Genomic DNA, 19072 nt, shown 5'->3' on the forward strand with positions numbered 1-19072 from the left:
CGTACTCGACGACACCACCGGCTCGGCCACCGAGGCGGAGATGGCCGCGATCGGGGAGCTGCGGCCGTTCCTGGGCGCGTGACTGACGTCGCCGAGACGCTCACCCGGGTCCACCGCGAGGAGTGGGCCCGGGTCGTCGCCACGCTCGCCCGGCGCATCGGCGATCTCGACGTCGCGGAGGAGATGACGGCCGAGGCGTTCGCCGCAGCCGTCGAACGGTGGTCGGCCGACGGCGTACCCCCGAATCCCGGCGCGTGGCTCACCACCACCGCGTACCGACGTGCCGTCGACCGGATCCGGCGCGAGAGCCGGCGGGACGACAAGCACCGGCAGGCGCTGCTGCTGGCCGACGCCCCGGAACCGCTCGGTGTCATCGACGACGACCGGCTCCGCCTGATCTTCACCTGCTGCCACCCGGCGCTGGCCGTGGAGGCGCGGGTGGCGTTGACGCTGCGCCTGGTCGGCGGACTCACCGTGCCGGAGATCGCGCGTGCGTACCTGGTTCAGGAGGTCGCCATGAGCAGGCGGATCACCCGGGCCAAGACGAAGATCAAGGCAGCCGGGATCCCGTACCGGGTGCCGTCCCGCGAGGACCTCCCGTCCCGCGTCAGCGGCGTGCTCGCCGTCCTCTACCTGATCTTCAACGAGGGCTACCTCGCCTCCGACCCAAGCCAGGAGGCGGTCCGCGCCGACCTGACCGCCGAGGCGATCCGGCTCACCCGGCTGGTCCGTACGCTGCTGCCCGACCACGACGAGGCCACCGGGCTCCTGGCGCTGATGCTGCTCACCGAGGCCCGCCGGCCCGCCCGGGTCTCCGCGACAGGCGAACTCGTCGTCCTCGCCGAGCAGGACCGCAGTGCCTGGGACCGAGGGCTGATCGCCGAGGGGCACGCCCTGGTCCGCGCGTGCATCGCCGCCGGGCGGCCGCCGGGCCGCTACCAGATCCTCGCCGCGATAAACGCCGTCCACACCGACGCCCGCGACGCGCGGGACACCGACTGGGCGCAGATCGCCGCGCTCTACGACCATTTGGTACGCGTCGACCCGTCGCCGATCGTGCGGCTCAACCGGGCCGTGGCGGTCGCCGAGCTGGACGGGCCGCAGGTCGCGCTCGCCGAGGTGGACGGGTTGCCGCTGGAGGGTTACCACGCGTACCACGCGACGCGCGCCGAGCTGTTGCGCCGGATGGGGCGAGGTGGGGAGGCGCGGGCGGCGTACGAGCGGGCGATCGAGCTGGCTGGGAACAGCGCGGAGACGGCGTACCTGACGCGGCGACGGGACCAGTTGGGCGGCCGGTGAGGGGCGCCGCAGAGAACGACTCAGGGCCGGTCCCGTGCGGGAGCCGGCCCTGTCGTCTGCGAGCGGAGGATACGAGATTCGAACTCGTGAGGGTGTGAACCCAACACGCTTTCCAAGCGTGCGCCCTAGGCCTCTAGGCGAATCCTCCGCGAGCCAGGATACAGGTCTCCTGACGGCGGGCCACCCCACCCTCCCGGAAGATCCACAACCCTTCGGGTAGGCTTGGCGTCACCTCCCGTGCGGCGGTACCTCGTGAACCTCCCCAGGGCCGGAAGGCAGCAAGGATAAGCGAGCTCTGCCGGGTGCACGGGAGGCCTTTCTGTCTCCCGGGCCGGGTAACGTCGCTGCGGGTCGGGTCACGGGGTGGTGGGTGGTCACCCGGGGCCGACCGGCGCAGAATGGCTCGGTCGAGAGGAGGCGGGACGGGTGGCACTGGCCCTTTACCGCAAGTACCGGCCGCGGACGTTCGCCGAGATGATCGGCCAGGAGCAGGTCACCGAGCCGCTGTCGCAGGCGCTGCGCAGCGGGCGGCTCAACCACGCCTACCTCTTCTCCGGTCCGCGGGGCTGCGGCAAGACCTCCAGCGCCCGGATCCTGGCCCGCTCCCTCAACTGCGAGCAGGGCCCCACCCCCGAGCCGTGCGGGCAGTGTGACTCGTGCCGCGGGCTGGCTCCCGACGGCGGCGGCTCGATCGACGTCATCGAGATCGACGCGGCCAGCCACGGTGGTGTCGACGACGCCCGTGAGCTGCGCGAGAAGGCGTTCTTCGCCCCGGCCCGCAGCCGCTTCAAGATCTACATCATCGACGAGGCGCACATGGTCTCGTCGGCCGGCTTCAACGCCCTGCTCAAGCTGGTCGAGGAGCCCCCGGAGTACGTCAAGTTCATCTTCGCCACCACCGAACCGGAGAAGGTCCTCGGCACGATCAAGTCGCGGACCCACCACTACCCGTTCCGGCTGTTCCCGCCGAAGGTGGTGCGCCCCTACCTCGAACAGCTCTGCGAGGCAGAAGGCGTCAAGGTCGAGCCGGCGGTCTTCCCGCTGGTGGTGCGCGCCGGCGGGGGCAGCATGCGCGACAGCCTCTCCGTGCTCGACCAGCTCATCGCGGGCGCCGGCCCGGAGGGCGTCGACTACGCCCGCGCCGCCGCGCTGCTCGGGGTCACCGACGCCGCGCTGATCGACGAGATGTGCGACGCGCTCGCCGCCGGTGACGGCGCCGCCGCGTACGCCACCGTCGACCGGGTCGCCGAGGCCGGGCACGACTCGCGCCGCTTCGCCTCCGACCTGCTGGAACGCCTCCGCGACCTGATCGTCCTGCAGCAGGTGCCCGATGCCGCCGCCAGGGGTCTCATCGACGGCCCGGCCGACCAGATCGAGCGGATGGCCGCCCAGGCGCAGCGCCTCGGCCCGGCCACGCTGTCGCGGTGCGCCGACATCGTGCACAACGGCCTGGTCGAGATGCGCGGCACCACGGCGCCCCGGCTGCTGCTGGAGCTGATCTGCGCGCGCATGCTCCTGCCCGGCGCGGACGACTCCTCCGGCGGCCTGCTCCAGCGCCTGGAGCGGATGGAACGCCGGCTGACGCTCGGGGGCGCCGAGCTGCCGCCGGCCGCCGCCGACTCCGCCCATCCCACCCAGAACCAGGGGGTACGCCCGGCGGCTCCCGCCCCGGGCGCGGCTGCCGCCGCGGTCCACCCGGATTCCGCCGGCACGCCGGCGGCTGCCGGTGCCCCGACCGGTGCCGCCGCCGCACGTGCCGCTGCCGCCGCTGCTGCGGGTGCCCGGAGCGCCGCACCCGGTTCCCGTCCGACCGGCACCGCCACCGGTGCCCGTCCGGCCCCGAACGGTGCGGTTACCGGCTCCCGTCCCGGCCCGGCTGGTGCGGCTGCCGACTCCGGCCCGGCCGTTGCCGACTCCGGCCCGCTTCCGGCCCCGGCGGCGACCGAAGCGACAGCCGTTGCCGGGTTCCACCCCGACACCGAGGCCGGGTTCCCTGCGCCGGCCGCCGCCGAGCGGTCCGTCGCCGGCTCGACGACTTCCGGTCCGGGTGCCGCCCGACGCCCGGTACCGCCGTCCGCGGTGATGCCCGACCCGGCCACGCCCGAGCCGCCCCGCCCCGGCGCGGGCAACCCCGGTGCGCTCGACGCGGTAGCGGTGCGCCGGGTCTGGCCCGAGGTGGTCGGCAAGGTCAACCGGAGCAACAAGCGGATCGCCGCGCTGATGCGGGACGCGGTGGTACGCGACCTGGACGGCGACACGCTGGTGCTGACCGTGAAGTCGACGGTGCTGGCGAAGATGATGGCCGACCACGCCGCTGTGCTGACCGACGCGCTCTACGAGGAGCTGGGCGGTCGCTGGCAGATCCGCTGCGAGGTGGCCGGCGAGCGCGGCGCGTCCTCGCTCGGTGGCCCGTCCCGCCCGTCCGGAGCGAGCCGTGCCCAGGCCGACGCCGCCCCGGCCCGCAGCGCGCCCGACAGCGCTCCGGCCCGCCCGGCGACCGCCCCGCCCGGTCCGGCGTCCGACGCCGCGTCCAGTCGCCCGGATTCCGGGGGGGTAGGTACTGCTCACGGCCGCCCGGACGCCGACGCGGGGCGTGTCCGCCCGAACGCGGGCGCGGCTGACGCGGGGTATGGACAGGACACCTCCGGCGCGGCCCGTACCGCACACGCGCGCCCCGATTCCGTCGGCGCGGCCGCCTCCCACCCGGCAGCAGCCGACGCGGGACCGGGCCGCCCGGGTTCGGCCCACTCCGGTCCGGGCCGTCCGGATTCCGCCGCCGTCGACCAGGCCGGCGAGGAGGACTGGCCGGAGCCGGCCCGACCCGGTGGCGCTGCGGCCGGCACGGCCTCGGCCACCGGCGCCGCCTCGGCGAGCACCGGCGACGCGGAGGACTGGCCGGCGGCGGCCCGTCCGGGCGGGGGCACGGCGACCGCCACCGCCCCTGTCGTCGTACCCAAGCCTGCTGGACCTGCGGCGGCGCCGGCGCCTGCCGGTGGGGCGAGGCCGGCGGGGGCGAAGAACAGCGCGATCGCGGCGGCGCGTGCGGCCGCGGCGGCTGCCGCTGCGGGCGGTGGTCCCGGCAAGGGGCCGCGCGCGGCGCAGCCGGCGCGGAAGACGGCCGATGCCGAGTGGGCGGGCGAGCCGCCCTACGACCCGGACTTCGACGGCCCGGTGCGGGGCGGGGGTGCGTCGGCGGCGGCGTCCGCCTACGAGGGTTTCGATCCGGGCGACGAGCCCCTGGACGACGTGATCGACGAGCGGACCGCCCGGCAGTCGAGCGAGGAGCAGGCGGTGCAGCTGCTGCGCGAGACGTTCGGGGCGGAGAAGATCGACGAGGTGGACGCGCGCTGAGCGCGCGCCGACCGCGATTCAGCGGTGCCGTGGCCCGACTAGGCTGGGCGCGGCCGAGCAGACGAGTGGAAGAAGGAGCGGTCCGTGCGCCCAGGTGGACAGCCGAACATGCAGCAGATGCTGAAGCAGGCGCAGAAGATGCAGCAGCAGATCGCCAAGGCCCAGGCCGAGCTGGCCGAGGCGGAGCTGACCGGCACCGCCGGCGGTGGCCTGGTCACCGCTACCGTCGCCGGTACCGGTGAGCTGAAGGCGATCAAGATCGACCCGAAGGCGGTCGACCCGGAGGACGTCGAGACGCTTGAGGACCTGGTGGTCGCGGCCGTGCACAACGCCGCCGAGGCGGCCCGCGAGCTGACCGAGAAGAAGATGGGCCCGCTCGCGGGCGGCATGGGCGGCCTCGGCCTGCCCGGGTTCTGAGCCGGCAGATGTACGAGGGTGCCATCCAGGATCTGATCGACGAGCTGGGCCGGTTGCCGGGCGTGGGCCCGAAGAGTGCCCAGCGGATCGCGTTCCACGTGCTGTCGGCGGATCCGGCCGACGTCAACCGGCTGGCCGGTGCGCTGCGCAAGGTCAAGGACCTGGTCCGGTTCTGCACGACCTGCTACAACGTGGCCGAGTCGGAGCAGTGCCGGATCTGCCGCGACCCACGGCGTACCGACGAGGTGCTCTGTGTGGTCGAGGAGCCGAAGGACGTGGTGGCGATCGAGCGGACCGGCGAGTTCCGCGGGCGCTACCACGTGCTCGGTGGCGCGATCAATCCGCTGGAGGGCATCGGCCCGGACAACCTGCGGATCCGTGAGCTGATGACCCGCCTCGGCGGTGGTGAGGTCCGCGAGCTGATCCTCGCCACCGACCCGAACACCGAGGGCGAGGCGACCGCCACCTATCTGGCGCTGATGGTCAAGCCGATGGGGATCGCGGTGACCCGGCTCGCGAGTGGACTGCCGGTCGGCGGCGACCTCGAGTACGCCGACGAGATCACGCTGGGCCGAGCCTTCGAGGGCCGTCGGGCCGTCTGAGTCCCAGTCGTACCGCCTCCGGCGGGCGCCCTGCCGGGTGCCCGCCGGACGTGTCTCCGGGCCGGACCCGGACGCCCGTCGATCTAACAGGAACGTGCGTCCGGGACCGGATCGACGTAATAAATTCGCCCTTCAAACCGACGAAAGTTCGGCAACGTAAGGGATTCCCCTTCGATTCGTATGCCTCGTTGCGGAACAGACACGATTCGATACCAACCCACCCCCCGCCCGTTTCCGCGCCGTCCAACCGAAGGCTAAGGTCTGCCCACATCGGTGACCCTGTCACCACGTTGTCCGTACCCCCAAGGACGAGGTGAAGCACCATGCGTGCATCCAGGCCGAAGGTCGCAATCGCGGCCGTCGCGGTCGCGGCCCTCGCGGTTGCAGGCTGCGCCGAGAGCGACCGTGAGAGTGGCTCCGGAGATAGCAAGAAGGACACCCTCGTCTTCGGCGTCGCCGGAGACCCGAAGGTGCTCGACCCCAGCTTCGCCAGCGACGGTGAGTCGCTGCGCGTGGCGCGCCAGGTCTTCGAGACCCTGGTCCGTCCGGAGGAGGGCGGCACCAAGGTGACGCCGGGCCTCGCCGAGTCCTGGACGCCGGATGCGGCGGGCACGACCTGGACGTTCAAGCTCCGTTCGGGTGTCAAGTTCCACGACGGCACCGACTTCAACGCCGAGGCGGTCTGCGCCAACTTCGACCGCTGGTACAACGCCAAGGGCCTCATGCAGAGCCCGGACGTGACGGCGTACTGGCAGGACGTCATGGGCGGGTTCGCCAAGAACGAGAACCCGGACCTGCCGCCGAGCCTCTTCAAGTCCTGCACCGCCAAGGACGCCACCACTGTGGACCTGGCGTTCACCCGGGTCTCCAGCAAGATCCCGGCCGCGCTCATGCTGCCGTCGTTCTCGATGCAGAGCCCCAAGGCGATGGAGCAGTACGACGCCAGCAACGTGACCGGCACCGCCGAGGACATCAAGTACCCCGCGTACGCGATGGAGCACCCGACCGGCACCGGCCCGTTCAAGTTCAAGGCGTGGGACGTCGCGAACAAGACGCTCACCATCGAGCGCAACGACGACTACTACGGCGACAAGGCCAAGCTGAAGACCATCATCTTCAAGACGATCTCGGACGAGAACGCCCGCAAGCAGGCGCTCCGCTCGGGTGACATCCAGGGCTACGACCTGGTCGGCCCGGCCGACGTCGAGCCGCTGAAGAAGGAGGGCTTCAACGTCCTCACCCGGCCCGCCTTCAACGTCCTCTACCTGGCGATCAACCAGAAGGGGAACCCGAAGCTGGCCGACCTGAAGGTTCGGCAGGCCATCGCGCACGCGCTGAACCGGCAGGCCCTGGTCGACTCGAAGCTGCCCCCGGGCGCCAAGGTCGCGATGAACTTCATGCCGGACACCGTCGAGGGCTGGAACGGCGACGTCACCAAGTACGACTACGACCCCGCCAAGGCCAAGGCCCTGCTGGCCGAGGCCGGCGCGTCGAACCTGACGCTGAAGTTCCACTACCCGACCGAGGTCACCCGGCCGTACATGCCGAACCCGAAGGACATCTTCGAGCTGCTCTCGGCGGACCTCAAGGCGGTCGGCATCAACGTCCAGGCCATCCCGCTGAAGTGGAGCCCGGACTACCTCAACGCCACCACCTCCGGCGCCAAGCACGACCTGCACTTCCTCGGCTGGACCGGTGACTACGGCGACGCGTACAACTTCATCGGTACCTTCTTCGACCGCCCGAAGGACGAGTGGGGCTTCAACAACGCCCAGCTCTTCGCGCAGTTCAAGGACGCCGACACCACCGCCGACCCGGCGGCCCGGGTGGAGAAGTACAAGGCCCTCAACAAGTCGATCATGGACTTCCTGCCGGGTGTGCCGATCTCGCACTCCCCGCCGGCGATCGTGTTCGGCAAGGACGTGACCGGGATCAAGGCGAGCCCGCTCACCGACGAGCGGTACGCGACCGCAGAGTTCAAGTGATCTGAAGGCACCGTACGCGGGCGGGCGCTGTGACCACAGCGCCCGCCCGCACCCCTCCGCACCCCTACCGAGGCGCCCGTGTTCCGGTTCATCATCAGACGCCTGCTACAGCTGATACCCACGCTGTTCGGGCTCTCCGTCCTGCTGTTCATCTGGCTCCACCGACTCCCCGGCGGGCCCGAGACCGCGATCCTCGGTGAGCGGGGCACGCCCGAGACGCGCGCCGCCATCCGGCGCAACCTCGGCCTCGACGAGCCGATCCTGGTCCAGTACGCCCGCTTCCTGCGGCGGATGATCCGGCTCGACCTGGGCACCTCGACCGGTACGAAGCGGGCCGTCACCACTGAGTTCGTGGAACGGTTCCCCGGCACCGTCGAACTGACCGTCATGGCCATGATCCTGGCGGTCGGCATCGGCATCCCGCTCGGCTACCTGGCCGCCCGCCGCCGGGGCCGGTTCCTCGACCACGCCTCGGTCGGCGGATCGCTCATCGGCATCTGCATCCCGGTCTTCTTCCTGGCGTACGTGCTCAAGGCGATCTTCGCGGAGAACCTGGGCTGGTTCCCCTCCAGCGGCCGGCAGGACCCGACCATCGGAGCGACCCGGGTCACCAACTTCTTCGTCATCGACGGGCTCATGACCCGCGAGTGGGACGCCGCCGCCGACGCGCTCTGGCACCTCGTGCTGCCGGGCATCGCGCTCGCCAGCATCCCGCTCGCGATCATCGTCCGGATCACCCGGGCCAGCGTGCTGGAGGTGCTGAACGAGGACTTCGTCCGCACCGCCGAGGCCAAGGGCCTGACCGAGCGGACCGTCCGCCGCCGGCACGTGCTGCGCAACGCCATGCTGCCGGTGGCCACCTCGATCGGTCTGCAGACCGGTCTCCTGCTCTCCGGCGCGGTGCTCACCGAGACCGTGTTCGCGTTCAGCGGCATCGGCGCGTTCGTCGCCGAGTCGATCAGTCAGCGCGACTACCCGGTGCTGATGGGCTTCATCATGATCATTGCGGTGGTGTACGTGCTGGTGAATCTCCTGGTCGACCTCTCCTACAGCGTGATCGACCCGAGGGTGAGGGTGCGATGACCATCACCACTGGCAAGAAGCGCGAGAAGATCGACCGGCTCGCCGAACTGGCCGCCCGCGACGACGAGCAGGGGGTGAGCCTCTGGAAGGAGGCGTTCCGCCGGCTGCGGCGCAACCCGGCGGCCGTCATCGGCGTGGTCATCCTGGCGATCTTCGTCCTGGTCGCCGTCATCGGGCCGTTCCTCGTCCCGTACAGCCCGACGGACTCCATCGGCATCCGCGAAGGGCTGGTCAAGTCCGGCCAGGGCATCATCCCGGGCGCCTCCGCCGACCACTGGCTCGGCTTCGACCACCAGGGCCGGGACGAGTTCAGCCGGCTCATCGTCGGGGCCCGGCAGACGCTGCTCGTCGGCGTGGTCTCCACCCTGATCGGCCTCGCGGTCGGTGCGCTGATCGGCGGCGTCGCCGGTGCCGCGGCCGGTCTCGGCGGGCGCTGGGGCCGCTGGATCGACACCACCCTGATGCGCTTCATCGACATGCTGCTGGCCATGCCGAGCCTGCTGCTCGCGGTGAGCATCGCGGCGCTGCTCGGCGCCAGCCTCACCACCGTGATGATCGCCGTCGGTGTGGTGTCGGTGCCGATCTTCGCCCGGCTGCTGCGCGGCTCGATGATCGCGCAGGCCAACAGCGACTACGTGCTGGCCGCGACGTCGCTCGGCGTGAAGCGGTCCAAGATCGCCCTCACCCACGTGGTGCCGAACTCGATCGCCCCGGTCATCGTGCAGGCCACGCTGACGCTCGCGACCGCGATCATCGAGGCGGCCGCGCTGTCCTTCCTCGGCCTCGGCAACCCCGACTCGGCCATCCCGGAGTGGGGCGTCATGCTCGCCGACGCGCAGCCGTACCTGGGCATCCGGCCCGGCCTGGCGATCTATCCGGCGCTCGGCATCATCATCACCGCGCTGGGGTTCACGCTGCTCGGTGAGGCGATGCGCGAGGCTCTCGATCCGAAGCTGCGGAAGTAGGTCAGTCAGTCATGGCACTGCTCGAAGTGGACGACCTCTCCGTCACGTTCGCCCGGCGTGGGCAGCGCACCGTGCACGCGGTGGACGGGGTGTCCTTCTCGGTCGACGCCGGCGAGGTGGTCGGCCTGGTCGGCGAGTCCGGCTGCGGCAAGAGCGTCACGTCGCTGGCCATCATGGGCCTGCTGCCCAAGCAGCCGGGCCTGCGGGTCGGCGGCAAGGCGGTCTTCGACGGCACCGACCTGCTCCAGCTCGACGACAGGTCCCGCCGCGACATCCGCGGCCGGGACGTCGCGATGATCTTCCAGGATCCGCTGTCCTCGCTGAACCCGGTCATCCCGATCGGGCTCCAGGTGACCGAGGTGCTCGCCCGGCACCGGGGCATGAAGGGCGAGGCGGCCACCAAGGAGGCAGCGGAACTGCTGGACCGGGTGGGCATCCCGGACCCGCGGCGGCGGCTCAAGGAGTACCCGCACCAGCTCTCCGGCGGCATGCGGCAGCGGGCCCTGATCGCCATGGCGGTCGCCTGCCAGCCCCGGCTGCTGATCGCCGACGAGCCGACCACCGCGCTCGACGTCACCATCCAGGCCCAGATCCTGGAACTGCTGAAGGACCTGGTCCGGGACTCCGGCACCGCACTGGTGATGATCACGCACGACCTCGGCGTGGTGGCCGGCATGTGCGACACGGTCAACGTGCTCTACGCCGGCCGGGTGGTGGAGACGGCCAACCGCCGTCCGCTGTTCCGCCAGCCCCGGCATCCGTACACCGAGGGTCTGCTCGCTTCGGTGCCGCGCCTCGACGCCGGCCGCGGCGAACGGCTGAACCCCATCCCCGGCTCGGTGCGCGACGTGCTGCCCTGGCCGGACGGGTGTGCGTTCGCCCCGCGCTGCGCGCGCCGCGTCGACGAGTGCGTGGGCGAACCGCCGGAGCTGGTGCTGACCCACGACGCGCGCAGCTACCGCTGCGTCAACCCGGTGCCGGTCCCCGGCCTGACCCCGGAGGCGGACGCCCGCGCGACCGCGCCGACGACCACCGAACCGGGTGCGGTGCCGGCCCAGGCCGAACCGGCCGACCCGCCCGCCGTGCCCGGCTTCGGAACGGCTCCGCGCGAGGAGGAGACCCCATGAGCGACAACGACATCCTCGTCGAGGTCCGCGACCTGAAGGTGCACTTCCCGATCCGCCGCGGCGTGATCTTCGACCGGACCGTCGGGCACGTCAAGGCGGTCGACGGGGTCGACCTGAGCATCCCGCGCGGCAAGACGTACGGGCTGGTGGGCGAGTCGGGTTGCGGCAAGTCCACGCTCGGCCGGGCGCTGCTGCAGCTCACCCCGCCGACCGGCGGCGAGGTGACGTTCGACGGCGTCGAGCTGACCACGCTGCCCGCCGGCAAGCTGCGTTCGATGCGCCGCCGGATGCAGATGATCTTCCAGGACCCGATGTCCAGCCTGGACCCCCGGCAGAACGTCGAGTCGATCCTGACCGAGGGCCTCCAGACCCACGGCATCGGCGCCAACCGGGACGACCGGCGGCGGATCATCGGCGAGACGCTCGACGCCGTGGGCCTGCCGAAGTGGGCGCTGTCCCGCTACCCGCACGAGTTCTCCGGCGGCCAGCGCCAGCGCATCGGCATCGCCCGCGCCCTGGTCCTCGGCCCGGAGCTGATCGTCGCCGACGAACCCGTCTCCGCGCTGGACGTGTCGATCCAGGCGCAGGTGGTGAACCTGCTCGACGAACTCCAGGACAGCCTCGGCCTGACCTACCTGGTCATCGCGCACGACCTGGCCGTGGTGCGGCACATCTCCGACATCGTCGGCGTGATGTACCTGGGCGCGCTGGTGGAGGAGGCGCCGAGCGAGCGCCTCTACACCGAGCCGCTGCACCCGTACACCCGGGCGCTGATGTCGGCGGTGCCGGTGCCGGACCCGGACGTGGAGGACCGGCGCGAACGCATCCTGCTCGCCGGTGACCTGCCGTCGCCCGCCAACCCGCCGTCGGGCTGCCGGTTCCACACCCGCTGCCCGTGGGCGCAGCCGACCCGCTGCGCCGACGAGCGGCCCGAACTGCGCCAGATCGGCGCCAGCCGGGTCGCCTGCCACTGGGCCGAGCAGATCGCCGCCGGTGAGCTGCGCCCGCACGAGGTCACCGCGAAGATCACCCGGCCGGAGGGCGAGGGCGAGGAGCCGGGCGTGGTCTCCGCGCCCAGCGAGCCCGGATCGTACGTCTGACACGGCAAAGCGCGTCCCCACCCGGCCCGGGTGGGGACGCGCTTTGGTCGTCGGTCAGCCCTCGGGGCGGTTGAGCAGGCCCACCGCGATCGTGTGCACGGCGTCCAGCGCGGCCGGGTCGGCCAGCGGCGCGGAACCGCCGGTCACCGCGTACCACTCGTCGGCGTCCTTGTACTGCACCCGCAGCGTCACCCGGCCGTCGGCGTGCTCGGTGCGCAGCGTCAACTCGCCGGTCACCACACCCACCTCGTCCGTCATGACCCCGCCCGGACCGGCGGTGATGTCAGCGGTGCGGTCCGCCGGTCCGCCCGGGGCGCCCCCGGCCGGCGCACCCGGCACCGCGTCGGCGGTCATGCCCGCCCCTGCTACGTCGGCGGGCTCCGGCTGCCGCCCGTCCGCCGTCATCCCGGCCGAGGCCGGACCGGCCGGTGCGGACTCCGGGGCCGGTGCGCCGCCTGCCTCCGGCGCCGGTGTGGCGTCCGGCCCGGTCACGGTTTGCTCGCCCATGTGCAGCCCTCCAGCATGTCGGTGAGAGCGGCCTTCTCGGCACTTGTCACAGTCAGCCGCCAGTAGTGCTTGACCGTCACCCAGTCCGCCGCGTACTGACACCAGGACGACCGGTTCGGCGGCTTCCACTGGGACGGATCCTGGTCACCCTTTGCCCGGTTGGAGCGCGCCGAAACCGCGATGAGCTGCGGCCGGGTCAGGTCGTTGGCGAAGTCGCCGCGCTTCGAGTCGTCCCACTCGTCCGCGCCCGAACGCCACGCGGCGGCCAGCGGCACGATGTGGTCGATGTCCACGCCCGACGGATCGTTGAGCACCACGCCGTCGTAGACGCTCTCCCACCGGCCACCGACCACGTTGCAGCCGGACAGCTTGATGCCCTCGCCGTCGCGTTGCAGCACACTGTCGCGTACGTCGCAGTTCTTGCCGGTGCCGCGCCAGTGCGGGAAGCGGGAGCGGCTGTAGCCCTTCATCGAGCCGGCCGTTGCCACTGTGAGCTCACCGAGCTGCTTGTTGACGTTCCCGGAGGCGCTCGGCGGCGCCTCCGGCTCGGTGACCGACACGTCGCAGCCGGCCACGCCGAGGGCGAGCACCGCGCTCAGCGCGGCCGCCAGCCCGGCTCGGGCTCCTGATCTCGTACGCACAGACGACACCTCTCCAGCTTGCGTGCTCCGGGCGAGTCCGCACAGTACCCGGCGGCGGTTTCCGCGATTCGTGGCGTCGACGGTGGGTGGCGGGCAGAGTGGTGAGACGTGACCGCACCCGCTCCCGCGCTGCGTACCGGCTCCGCCGCCGGACGCGGCACGCTGCTCGCCGCGATCCTCGCCTCCGGCATGGTGTTCCTGGACAGCACAGTCGTCAACGTCGCGCTGCCGCGCCTCGGCGCCGAACTCGACGCCACAGTCGCCGGTCTGCAGTGGACCGTGAACGGTTACCTGCTCATGCTCGCCGCGTTCGTGCTGCTCGGCGGCGCGCTCGGCGACCGGTTCGGGCGGCGGCGCGTCTTCCTGCTCGGCGTGGTCTGGTTCGCGGTGGCGTCGGTGCTCTGCGGGCTGGCCCAGGACACCGGCTGGCTCGTCGCCGCCCGGTTCCTCCAGGGCGCCGGCGGGGCGCTGCTCACCCCCGGCTCACTGTCGGTGCTCCAGGCCAGCTTCCACCCGGACGACCGGGGCCGGGCCATCGGCACCTGGTCCGGGCTGTCCGGGGTGTCCACAGCGCTGGGCCCGCTGCTCGGCGGCTGGCTCATCGACACGCTCTCCTGGCGGTGGATCTTCTTCGTCAACCTGCCGCTGGCCGTCGGCGTGGTGCTCGCCGCGCTGCGCTGGGTGCCGGAGAGCCGCGACGAGGAGGTGTCGCGTACCGGAGGCGGGCGGCGCCGGTTCGACGTGGCCGGGGCGCTGCTCGGCGCGCTCGCGCTCGGCGGGATCACGTACGCGTTGATCGACGCACCGGCGCCGGGCGCTTCCCCGGCGGTGCTGGTCGCGGCGGTGCTCGGGGTGGCCGCCGTGGTGGTGTTCGTGCTCGTCGAGCGGCGGCGCGGCGACACCGCGATGCTGCCCACCGGGCTGTTCTCCAGCCGGCTGTTCTCCGTGCTGAACGTCTTCACAGTGGTGGTGTACGCGGCGCTCGGCGGGTTCACCTTCTTCCTCGCCGTCTACCTGCAGAACGTGGTCGGCTGGTCGGCGTTGCTCACCGGCCTGGCCACCGTGCCGATGACGGTGCTGCTGCTGGTCGGCTCGCCGCGCGCCGGAGCGCTGTCGGCCCGCATCGGCCCCCGGCTGCCGCTCACCGTCGGCCCGGTGGTCGCCGCGGTGGGTCTGCTGCTGCTGCGCCGCGTCGGGCCTGGTGCGTCGTACTGGGTGGACGTGCTGCCGGGTGTGGCGCTGTTCGGCGCCGGGCTCACACTCGTGGTGGCGCCGCTGACGACGTCTGTGCTCGGCGCGGTCTCCGACCGCTTCGCCGGGGTGGCGAGCGGCTTCAACAACGCCGCCTCCCGGGCCGGCGGCCTGCTCGCGGTGGCCGCGCTGCCGCTGCTGGTCGGGCTGTCGGGCACCGGGTACGAGCAGAAGGGCGCGCTGGCAGACGCGTACCGGGGGGCGCTGGCGTGGTGCGCCGGGCTGCTGCTGGCCGGCGCCGTGCTCGCCGCCGTGCTCATCCACCGCCCCCGGGGGGAAGGAAGGGCCCCTTCTTAACGCCTCCGGTAGAGGAAGGGCCCCTTGTTAACACTCGGGCCATTCGGGCGCGGGCGTTAAGAAGGGCCCCCTCCTATGCAGAATGCGTTAAGAAGGGGCCCTTCCTTACACCTCAGGCGCGGGTGCGGTTCACCGCGCTCGTGACCGCCTTGATCGAGGCGGTGACGATGTTCGCGTCCACCCCGACGCCCCACACCGTACGGCCGTCCACCTCGCACTCCACGTACGCGGCGGCCTGCGCGTCCCCGCCGGAGGACAGCGCGTGCTCGTGGTAGTCGAGCACCCGTACCGCCACGCCCAGGGACTGCAGCGCGTTGACGTACGCGTCGATCGGGCCGTTGCCGACGGCGGTGAGTGCGCGGGTCTCGCCGCCGAAGCCGACGCGGGCGTCGATCTCGACCTTGCCGTCGACGGTGCCGATCGTGTACTCGGCCAGCTTCACGGTCGGGTCGACCTGGTGGTCGACCAGGTAGTTGCGGGCGAAGATCTCCCACATCGCGCCCGGCTCGACCTCGCCGCCGTCGTGGTCGGTGACCTGCTGCACCACGCCGGAGAACTCGATCTGGAGGCGGCGCGGCAGGTCGAGCTGGTGCTCGGTCTTCATGATGTACGCGACGCCGCCCTTGCCGGACTGCGAGTTGACCCGGATGACCGCCTCGTAGGTGCGGCCCAGGTCCTTCGGGTCGATCGGCAGGTAGGGCACGGCCCAGGTGAAGTCGTCAACCGGCACCCCGGCCGCCGCCGCGTCGGCGTTCAGCGCGGCGAAGCCCTTGTTGATCGCGTCCTGGTGCGAGCCGGAGAACGCGGTGTAGACGAGGTCGCCCGCGTACGGGTGGCGCTCGTGCACCGGCAGCTGGTTGCAGTACTCGACGGCGCGCTTGATCTCGTCGATGTTCGAGAAGTCGATCATCGGGTCGATGCCCTGGGAGAACATGTTCAGGCCCAGCGTCACCAGGTCGACGTTGCCCGTGCGCTCACCGTTGCCGAACAGGCAGCCCTCGATCCGGTCGGCGCCGGCCAGCAGGCCCAGCTCGGCGGCGGCCACGCCGGTGCCCCGGTCGTTGTGCGGGTGCAGGCTCAGCACCAGGCTGTCCCGCCGGGGCAGACGCCGGTGCATCCACTCGATCGAGTCGGCGTAGACGTTCGGCATCGCCATCTCGACGGTGGCCGGCAGGTTGATGATCAGCTTCCGGTCCGGCGTCGGGTCGATCACGTCGATGACCGCGGAGCAGACCTCCAGCGCGTACTCCAGCTCGGTGCCCGTGTACGACTCCGGCGAGTACTCGTAGTGGATGTCCGTGTCCGGGGTGTGGATCTCCGCGTACTTCTGGCACAGCCGCGCGCCCTGCGTGGCGATGTCGGTGATGCCGTCGCGGTCCAGGCCGAAGACCACCCGGCGCTGCAGCGTCGAGGTGGAGTTGTAGAAGTGCACGATGGCCCGGCGCGCGCCGCGCAGCGACTCGAAGGTCCGCTCGATCAGGTGCTCCCGGCACTGGGTCAGCACCTGGATGGTGACGTCTTCGGGGATCAGGTCCTGCTCGATCAGCTGCCGTACGAAGTCGTAGTCGGTCTGGCTCGCCGACGGGAAGCCGACCTCGATCTCCTTGTAGCCCATCTGCACCAGGAGCTGGAACATCCGGCGCTTGCGCTCGGGCGACATCGGGTCGATCAGCGCCTGGTTGCCGTCGCGGAGGTCGACTGCGCACCAGCGGGGCGCGGCCTCGACGCGGCGGGTCGGCCAGGCGCGGTCCGGCAGGTCGACGCCGAACTCACTGTCGTACGGGACGTAGCGGTGGACCGGCATCCGGCTGGGGCGCTGGCGGGCGAACGGATCGGTGTCGGTGACAGGTTGAGCCATCTCGGAGTGCTCCCTGGAACATGTGGCGTCAGCAGATCGGAAAGGTGTCGGCGGGATGCCGGGCGACGGTGCGCGGCGGTGCCGAGAAGAAGATCGGATGTGCTGGACGGCGCGTAGCGACTCCGCGACGAGGTGCCGGCCGGTCAGGCCTCGTCGCGGCAGCCAAGGAGAAGGTACGCGCGCCACATGACAGGGTCACCCTACGTGGTGGGACGGGCCGTGGGAAGGTTGGTCCGGACTATGGGACCAGAGTCACGGATTCGGTGGACGTCGGCACGCCCTGTAGCCGAGGTGTCCGCTCCGCCCGGGCCACCGCCGGCACGATCACCAGCCCGACCAGGACGAACAGCGCCGCTGCCGGGTACCAGCCCCAGCCGCCGGTGCTCACGCCGAGCGCGGTCAGCCCGGCCGGAGCGATCAGGAACTGCACCTGCGAACCGAGCCCGAACGCGCCGACGTAGGCGCCGCGCTGTGCGGCGGGTGGCAGCGTGGCGGTGAGTCCCCAGGCGCCCGCCGACTCGATCAGCTCCGCCAGGATGAGCAGCGTCGCGGCGGCCACCAGCACCACCACGGTGAGCAGTCCCCGGGTCGCGCCGGACACCGGCAGGGCCACGCAGAACAGGGCGATCAGCACCGCGCCCCGGCGGGAGGCCCGGGCCGCGCCCGTCGCGGTGTCCGCGCCCCGGCTGGCCCGTACCTGGAACAGCACGATCAGGACGGTGTTGAGCAGGACCAGCCCGGCGATGATCGCCTTCGGTGCGTCGGTACGGGTCAGAATCCACAGCGGCATCACCGTCAGGTAGAGCGTCTGATGCGCGGTGAGCATCCCGGAGAGCAGCGCGACGGCCATGAACGGCCGGTCCCGCAGCACCGCCAGCCGACTCATCGGCTCGGCCGGGCGGGTCACCTCCGGCAGCCGGGGCAGCCGGCGGACGAAGACGGCGGTCACCAGGAAGACGGTGGCGATGAACCAGACCATCCCGCGGTACGCCCAGATCGTGTCGACGGCCAGCACCAGGCCGCTGATCAGCGCGCCGAGCCCGAAGCCGACGTTCAGCGAGGAGCGCTGGTAGGCCAGCGCGGTGACCCGGTCCTCGGGGCGCAGCACGTTGATCGAGTAGACCTGGCGGGCGGTGCTGGCGGCGGCGCCCACCACTGCCAGCGTGATCACCACGGCGAGGAAGCCGGCGAAGCCGCCGACGAACGGGTAGGTCGCGAACAGCGCCGCATCGAGCAGCAGGCCGACGATCCATACCCGCTGAGGGCCGTACCGGTCGGTGAGCGCGCCCAACGGAACGGTGCCGAGCAGGGACGCCCCGGCGGCGAGCGAGAGGCCGAGCCCCACCTGGGCCGGGCTGAGCCCGAGCGCCCGGGTGAAGAAGACGGCGCTGCCGGCCTGGAACAGCCCGGTACCGACGGCGTAGACCATGGCCTGCACGGCCAGGGCGCGGGTCAGCCCGGCCGGCGGTACGACGTGACGGACGGAGGTGCGGATGCTTTCTCTGGCCCCCATGACCGGTGAGCAAACAGTGCCCCCCGCACTCCGGTCGAACCTTTTAGGCTGGGCCGAATCCCGGGGGTGTGCGATGTCCGAGTTGCGGTTCACGCTGGCCGACGTCGCCGGAGTGCGGTTCGGTGTGTCGCCGGCCAACGAGACGGTCATGAGCATGTGGGCGCTTGCCGACCCGGCCCGCTATCCGGTGCATCTGCAGTGGGTCGACCGGGCCCGGACGACGCTGCGCCGCCCGGAGGTGGCCGCGCGGGTCGGCCCGCTCGTGGAGCTGACCCGGCCGCGCCGCTGGTTGCCCGATTTCCTCACCCCGGCGGCCCGCCCGGGAGTGGAGATGGACGGCCAGCTCGACCAGATCGCTGCGACTCCGCCCGGTGTGGTGGTCCAGGACCTGCTGGCGACCACCCCGAGCCGGCCGCTGGGCCCCTTCGGGCAGGCGTTGCTGGCCGACCCGGCCGGGCTGCTGCCGCAGCTCGTCGAGGCGGTTCGGGTCTGGTACGACGAGGCGATCGCCCCCGACTGGCCACGGATGCGGGCACTCCTCGACGCCGACGTCGCGTACCGGGCGGCCCAGCTCGCCGAGGGCGGTGCGGGGCAGCTGTTCGAACGGCTCCATCCCAGCCTGCGGTGGCTCGGTGACCGGGTGGTCAGCGACGACCCGTTCGAGCGGGACTTCGACCTGCGGGGGCGAGGGCTGGCGCTGAACCCGAGCGTCTTCACCGACCGGCGGGTGCTGTGGAACCTGCTGGAGGACTCGCTACCCGCCGGGGCGTACCCGGTGCGGGCGGTCGGGACGCTCTGGGAGCGCACGCCGGCGCCCGAGGGTGATCCCCTGGTCCGGGTGGTGGGGGCCGGCCGGGCCGCGCTGCTGCACCTGCTGGACACGCCGGTGACCACCACCGACCTGGCCCGGCTCACCGGCATGTCGGCGGGAAACGTCTCGCAGCACCTCTCCGCGCTGCACGCCGCCGGGCTTGTCGTCCGGTCCCGGTCCGGGCGGCACGTGCTCTACCGCAACACCGAGGTCGGCGCGGCCCTGCTGCACGCGGCCCGCGGTTCCTGAGGGCTCGGGTCGTACG

15 protein-coding genes, 1 tRNA gene and 1 other RNA gene are annotated in these 19072 nt (G+C 72.0%); 12 read left to right on the top strand and 5 right to left on the bottom strand.

The window, feature by feature from the left end; genetic code table 11:
* The first annotated feature begins 78 nt into the window (after window positions 1-78).
* On the top strand, window positions 79-1299 hold the full coding sequence (locus tag Q3W68_RS26230; RefSeq protein WP_302907991.1) for an RNA polymerase sigma factor: 1221 nt from the start codon (window positions 79-81) through the stop codon (window positions 1297-1299).
* Window positions 1300-1362: 63 nt separating this feature from the next.
* Here the strand turns inward: Q3W68_RS26230 and Q3W68_RS26235 are convergent.
* Window positions 1363-1447, bottom strand: a tRNA-Ser gene (locus Q3W68_RS26235).
* Between the two features lie 81 nt (window positions 1448-1528).
* Between Q3W68_RS26235 and ffs the strand changes: the two genes are divergently transcribed.
* The 9 genes from ffs (at window position 1529) to Q3W68_RS26280 (ending at window position 11929) form a co-directional block, all read left to right on the top strand.
* Window positions 1529-1618, top strand: an RNA gene (ffs, locus tag Q3W68_RS26240) — signal recognition particle sRNA small type.
* 107 nt (window positions 1619-1725) lie between these two features.
* Entirely contained in the window at window positions 1726-4650 is a 2925-nt protein-coding gene (locus tag Q3W68_RS26245) for a DNA polymerase III subunit gamma and tau (RefSeq protein ID WP_302907992.1), read from the top strand.
* 108 nt (window positions 4651-4758) lie between these two features.
* On the top strand, window positions 4759-5067 hold the full coding sequence (locus Q3W68_RS26250; protein ID WP_064446817.1) for a YbaB/EbfC family nucleoid-associated protein: 309 nt from the start codon (window positions 4759-4761) through the stop codon (window positions 5065-5067).
* Window positions 5068-5075: 8 nt separating this feature from the next.
* On the top strand, window positions 5076-5669 hold the full coding sequence (gene recR / locus Q3W68_RS26255) for a recombination mediator RecR (RefSeq protein ID WP_013289050.1): 594 nt from the start codon (window positions 5076-5078) through the stop codon (window positions 5667-5669).
* A gap of 323 nt (window positions 5670-5992) precedes the next feature.
* The gene (locus Q3W68_RS26260) at window positions 5993-7654 is read left to right on the top strand and encodes an ABC transporter substrate-binding protein (protein ID WP_302907993.1); all 1662 of its coding nucleotides are present in this window, start codon (window positions 5993-5995) and stop codon (window positions 7652-7654) included.
* Between the two features lie 78 nt (window positions 7655-7732).
* On the top strand, window positions 7733-8737 hold the full coding sequence (locus Q3W68_RS26265) for an ABC transporter permease (protein WP_302907994.1): 1005 nt from the start codon (window positions 7733-7735) through the stop codon (window positions 8735-8737).
* Entirely contained in the window at window positions 8734-9702 is a 969-nt protein-coding gene (locus Q3W68_RS26270; protein WP_135242407.1) for an ABC transporter permease, read from the top strand. The genes Q3W68_RS26265 and Q3W68_RS26270 overlap by 4 nt, the downstream gene beginning before the upstream one ends.
* A gap of 11 nt (window positions 9703-9713) precedes the next feature.
* Window positions 9714-10829 carry an ABC transporter ATP-binding protein gene (locus Q3W68_RS26275; RefSeq protein WP_302907995.1) on the top strand — a complete coding sequence of 372 codons (1116 nt, stop codon included), beginning with the start codon at window positions 9714-9716 and terminating at the stop codon, window positions 10827-10829.
* Window positions 10826-11929, top strand: coding sequence for an ABC transporter ATP-binding protein (locus tag Q3W68_RS26280; protein WP_302907996.1), 1104 nt, complete (start codon window positions 10826-10828; stop codon window positions 11927-11929). Before Q3W68_RS26275 ends, Q3W68_RS26280 begins: the two co-directional genes overlap by 4 nt.
* Window positions 11930-11983: 54 nt before the next feature.
* Here Q3W68_RS26280 and Q3W68_RS26285 read toward each other — a convergent pair whose 3' ends face one another.
* Complete coding sequence (locus Q3W68_RS26285) at window positions 11984-12436, bottom strand: hypothetical protein (protein WP_302907997.1); 453 nt, start codon at window positions 12434-12436, stop codon at window positions 11984-11986.
* Window positions 12418-13077: an HNH endonuclease family protein gene (locus tag Q3W68_RS26290; protein WP_302907998.1), complete on the bottom strand. Its 660-nt coding sequence runs from the start codon at window positions 13075-13077 to the stop codon at window positions 12418-12420. The genes Q3W68_RS26285 and Q3W68_RS26290 overlap by 19 nt, the downstream gene beginning before the upstream one ends.
* A gap of 108 nt (window positions 13078-13185) precedes the next feature.
* Here Q3W68_RS26290 and Q3W68_RS26295 point away from each other — a divergent pair, with 108 nt between their 5' ends.
* Window positions 13186-14625, top strand: a complete 1440-nt coding sequence (locus Q3W68_RS26295; RefSeq protein WP_302907999.1) for an MFS transporter — start codon at window positions 13186-13188, stop codon at window positions 14623-14625.
* Window positions 14626-14737: 112 nt separating this feature from the next.
* Here Q3W68_RS26295 and leuA read toward each other — a convergent pair whose 3' ends face one another.
* Together leuA and Q3W68_RS26305 are read right to left on the bottom strand one after the other, a co-directional pair.
* A complete protein-coding gene (gene leuA, locus Q3W68_RS26300) occupies window positions 14738-16483 on the bottom strand; it encodes a 2-isopropylmalate synthase (protein WP_302908000.1) in 1746 nt (581 codons plus the stop codon).
* Window positions 16484-16721: 238 nt separating this feature from the next.
* Window positions 16722-17996 (bottom strand): MFS transporter, encoded by a 1275-nt coding sequence (locus tag Q3W68_RS26305; protein WP_302908001.1) that lies wholly within the window; start codon window positions 17994-17996, stop codon window positions 16722-16724.
* A gap of 73 nt (window positions 17997-18069) precedes the next feature.
* Here Q3W68_RS26305 and Q3W68_RS26310 point away from each other — a divergent pair, with 73 nt between their 5' ends.
* Window positions 18070-19056, top strand: a complete 987-nt coding sequence (locus Q3W68_RS26310) for a MarR family transcriptional regulator (RefSeq protein ID WP_302908002.1) — start codon at window positions 18070-18072, stop codon at window positions 19054-19056.
* Window positions 19057-19072 lie beyond the last annotated feature (16 nt).

Origin of the sequence: Micromonospora sp. C28ISP2-4, assembly GCF_030519385.1 — a bacterium.
In the GTDB taxonomy this organism is placed as follows: domain Bacteria; phylum Actinomycetota; class Actinomycetes; order Mycobacteriales; family Micromonosporaceae; genus Micromonospora; species Micromonospora tulbaghiae.

Coding starts and splice junctions, on each gene's coding strand:
- Q3W68_RS26285 (WP_302907997.1), bottom strand. CDS start 12,436: ATGGGCGAGCAAACCGTGACCGGGCCGGACGCCACACCGGCGCCGGAG.
- Q3W68_RS26310 (WP_302908002.1), top strand. CDS start 18,070: ATGTCCGAGTTGCGGTTCACGCTGGCCGACGTCGCCGGAGTGCGGTTC.
- Q3W68_RS26305 (WP_302908001.1), bottom strand. CDS start 17,996: ATGGGGGCCAGAGAAAGCATCCGCACCTCCGTCCGTCACGTCGTACCG.
- Q3W68_RS26275 (WP_302907995.1), top strand. CDS start 9,714: ATGGCACTGCTCGAAGTGGACGACCTCTCCGTCACGTTCGCCCGGCGT.
- Q3W68_RS26270 (WP_135242407.1), top strand. CDS start 8,734: ATGACCATCACCACTGGCAAGAAGCGCGAGAAGATCGACCGGCTCGCC.
- leuA (WP_302908000.1), bottom strand. CDS start 16,483: ATGGCTCAACCTGTCACCGACACCGATCCGTTCGCCCGCCAGCGCCCC.
- Q3W68_RS26280 (WP_302907996.1), top strand. CDS start 10,826: ATGAGCGACAACGACATCCTCGTCGAGGTCCGCGACCTGAAGGTGCAC.
- recR (WP_013289050.1), top strand. CDS start 5,076: ATGTACGAGGGTGCCATCCAGGATCTGATCGACGAGCTGGGCCGGTTG.
- Q3W68_RS26260 (WP_302907993.1), top strand. CDS start 5,993: ATGCGTGCATCCAGGCCGAAGGTCGCAATCGCGGCCGTCGCGGTCGCG.
- Q3W68_RS26250 (WP_064446817.1), top strand. CDS start 4,759: ATGCAGCAGATGCTGAAGCAGGCGCAGAAGATGCAGCAGCAGATCGCC.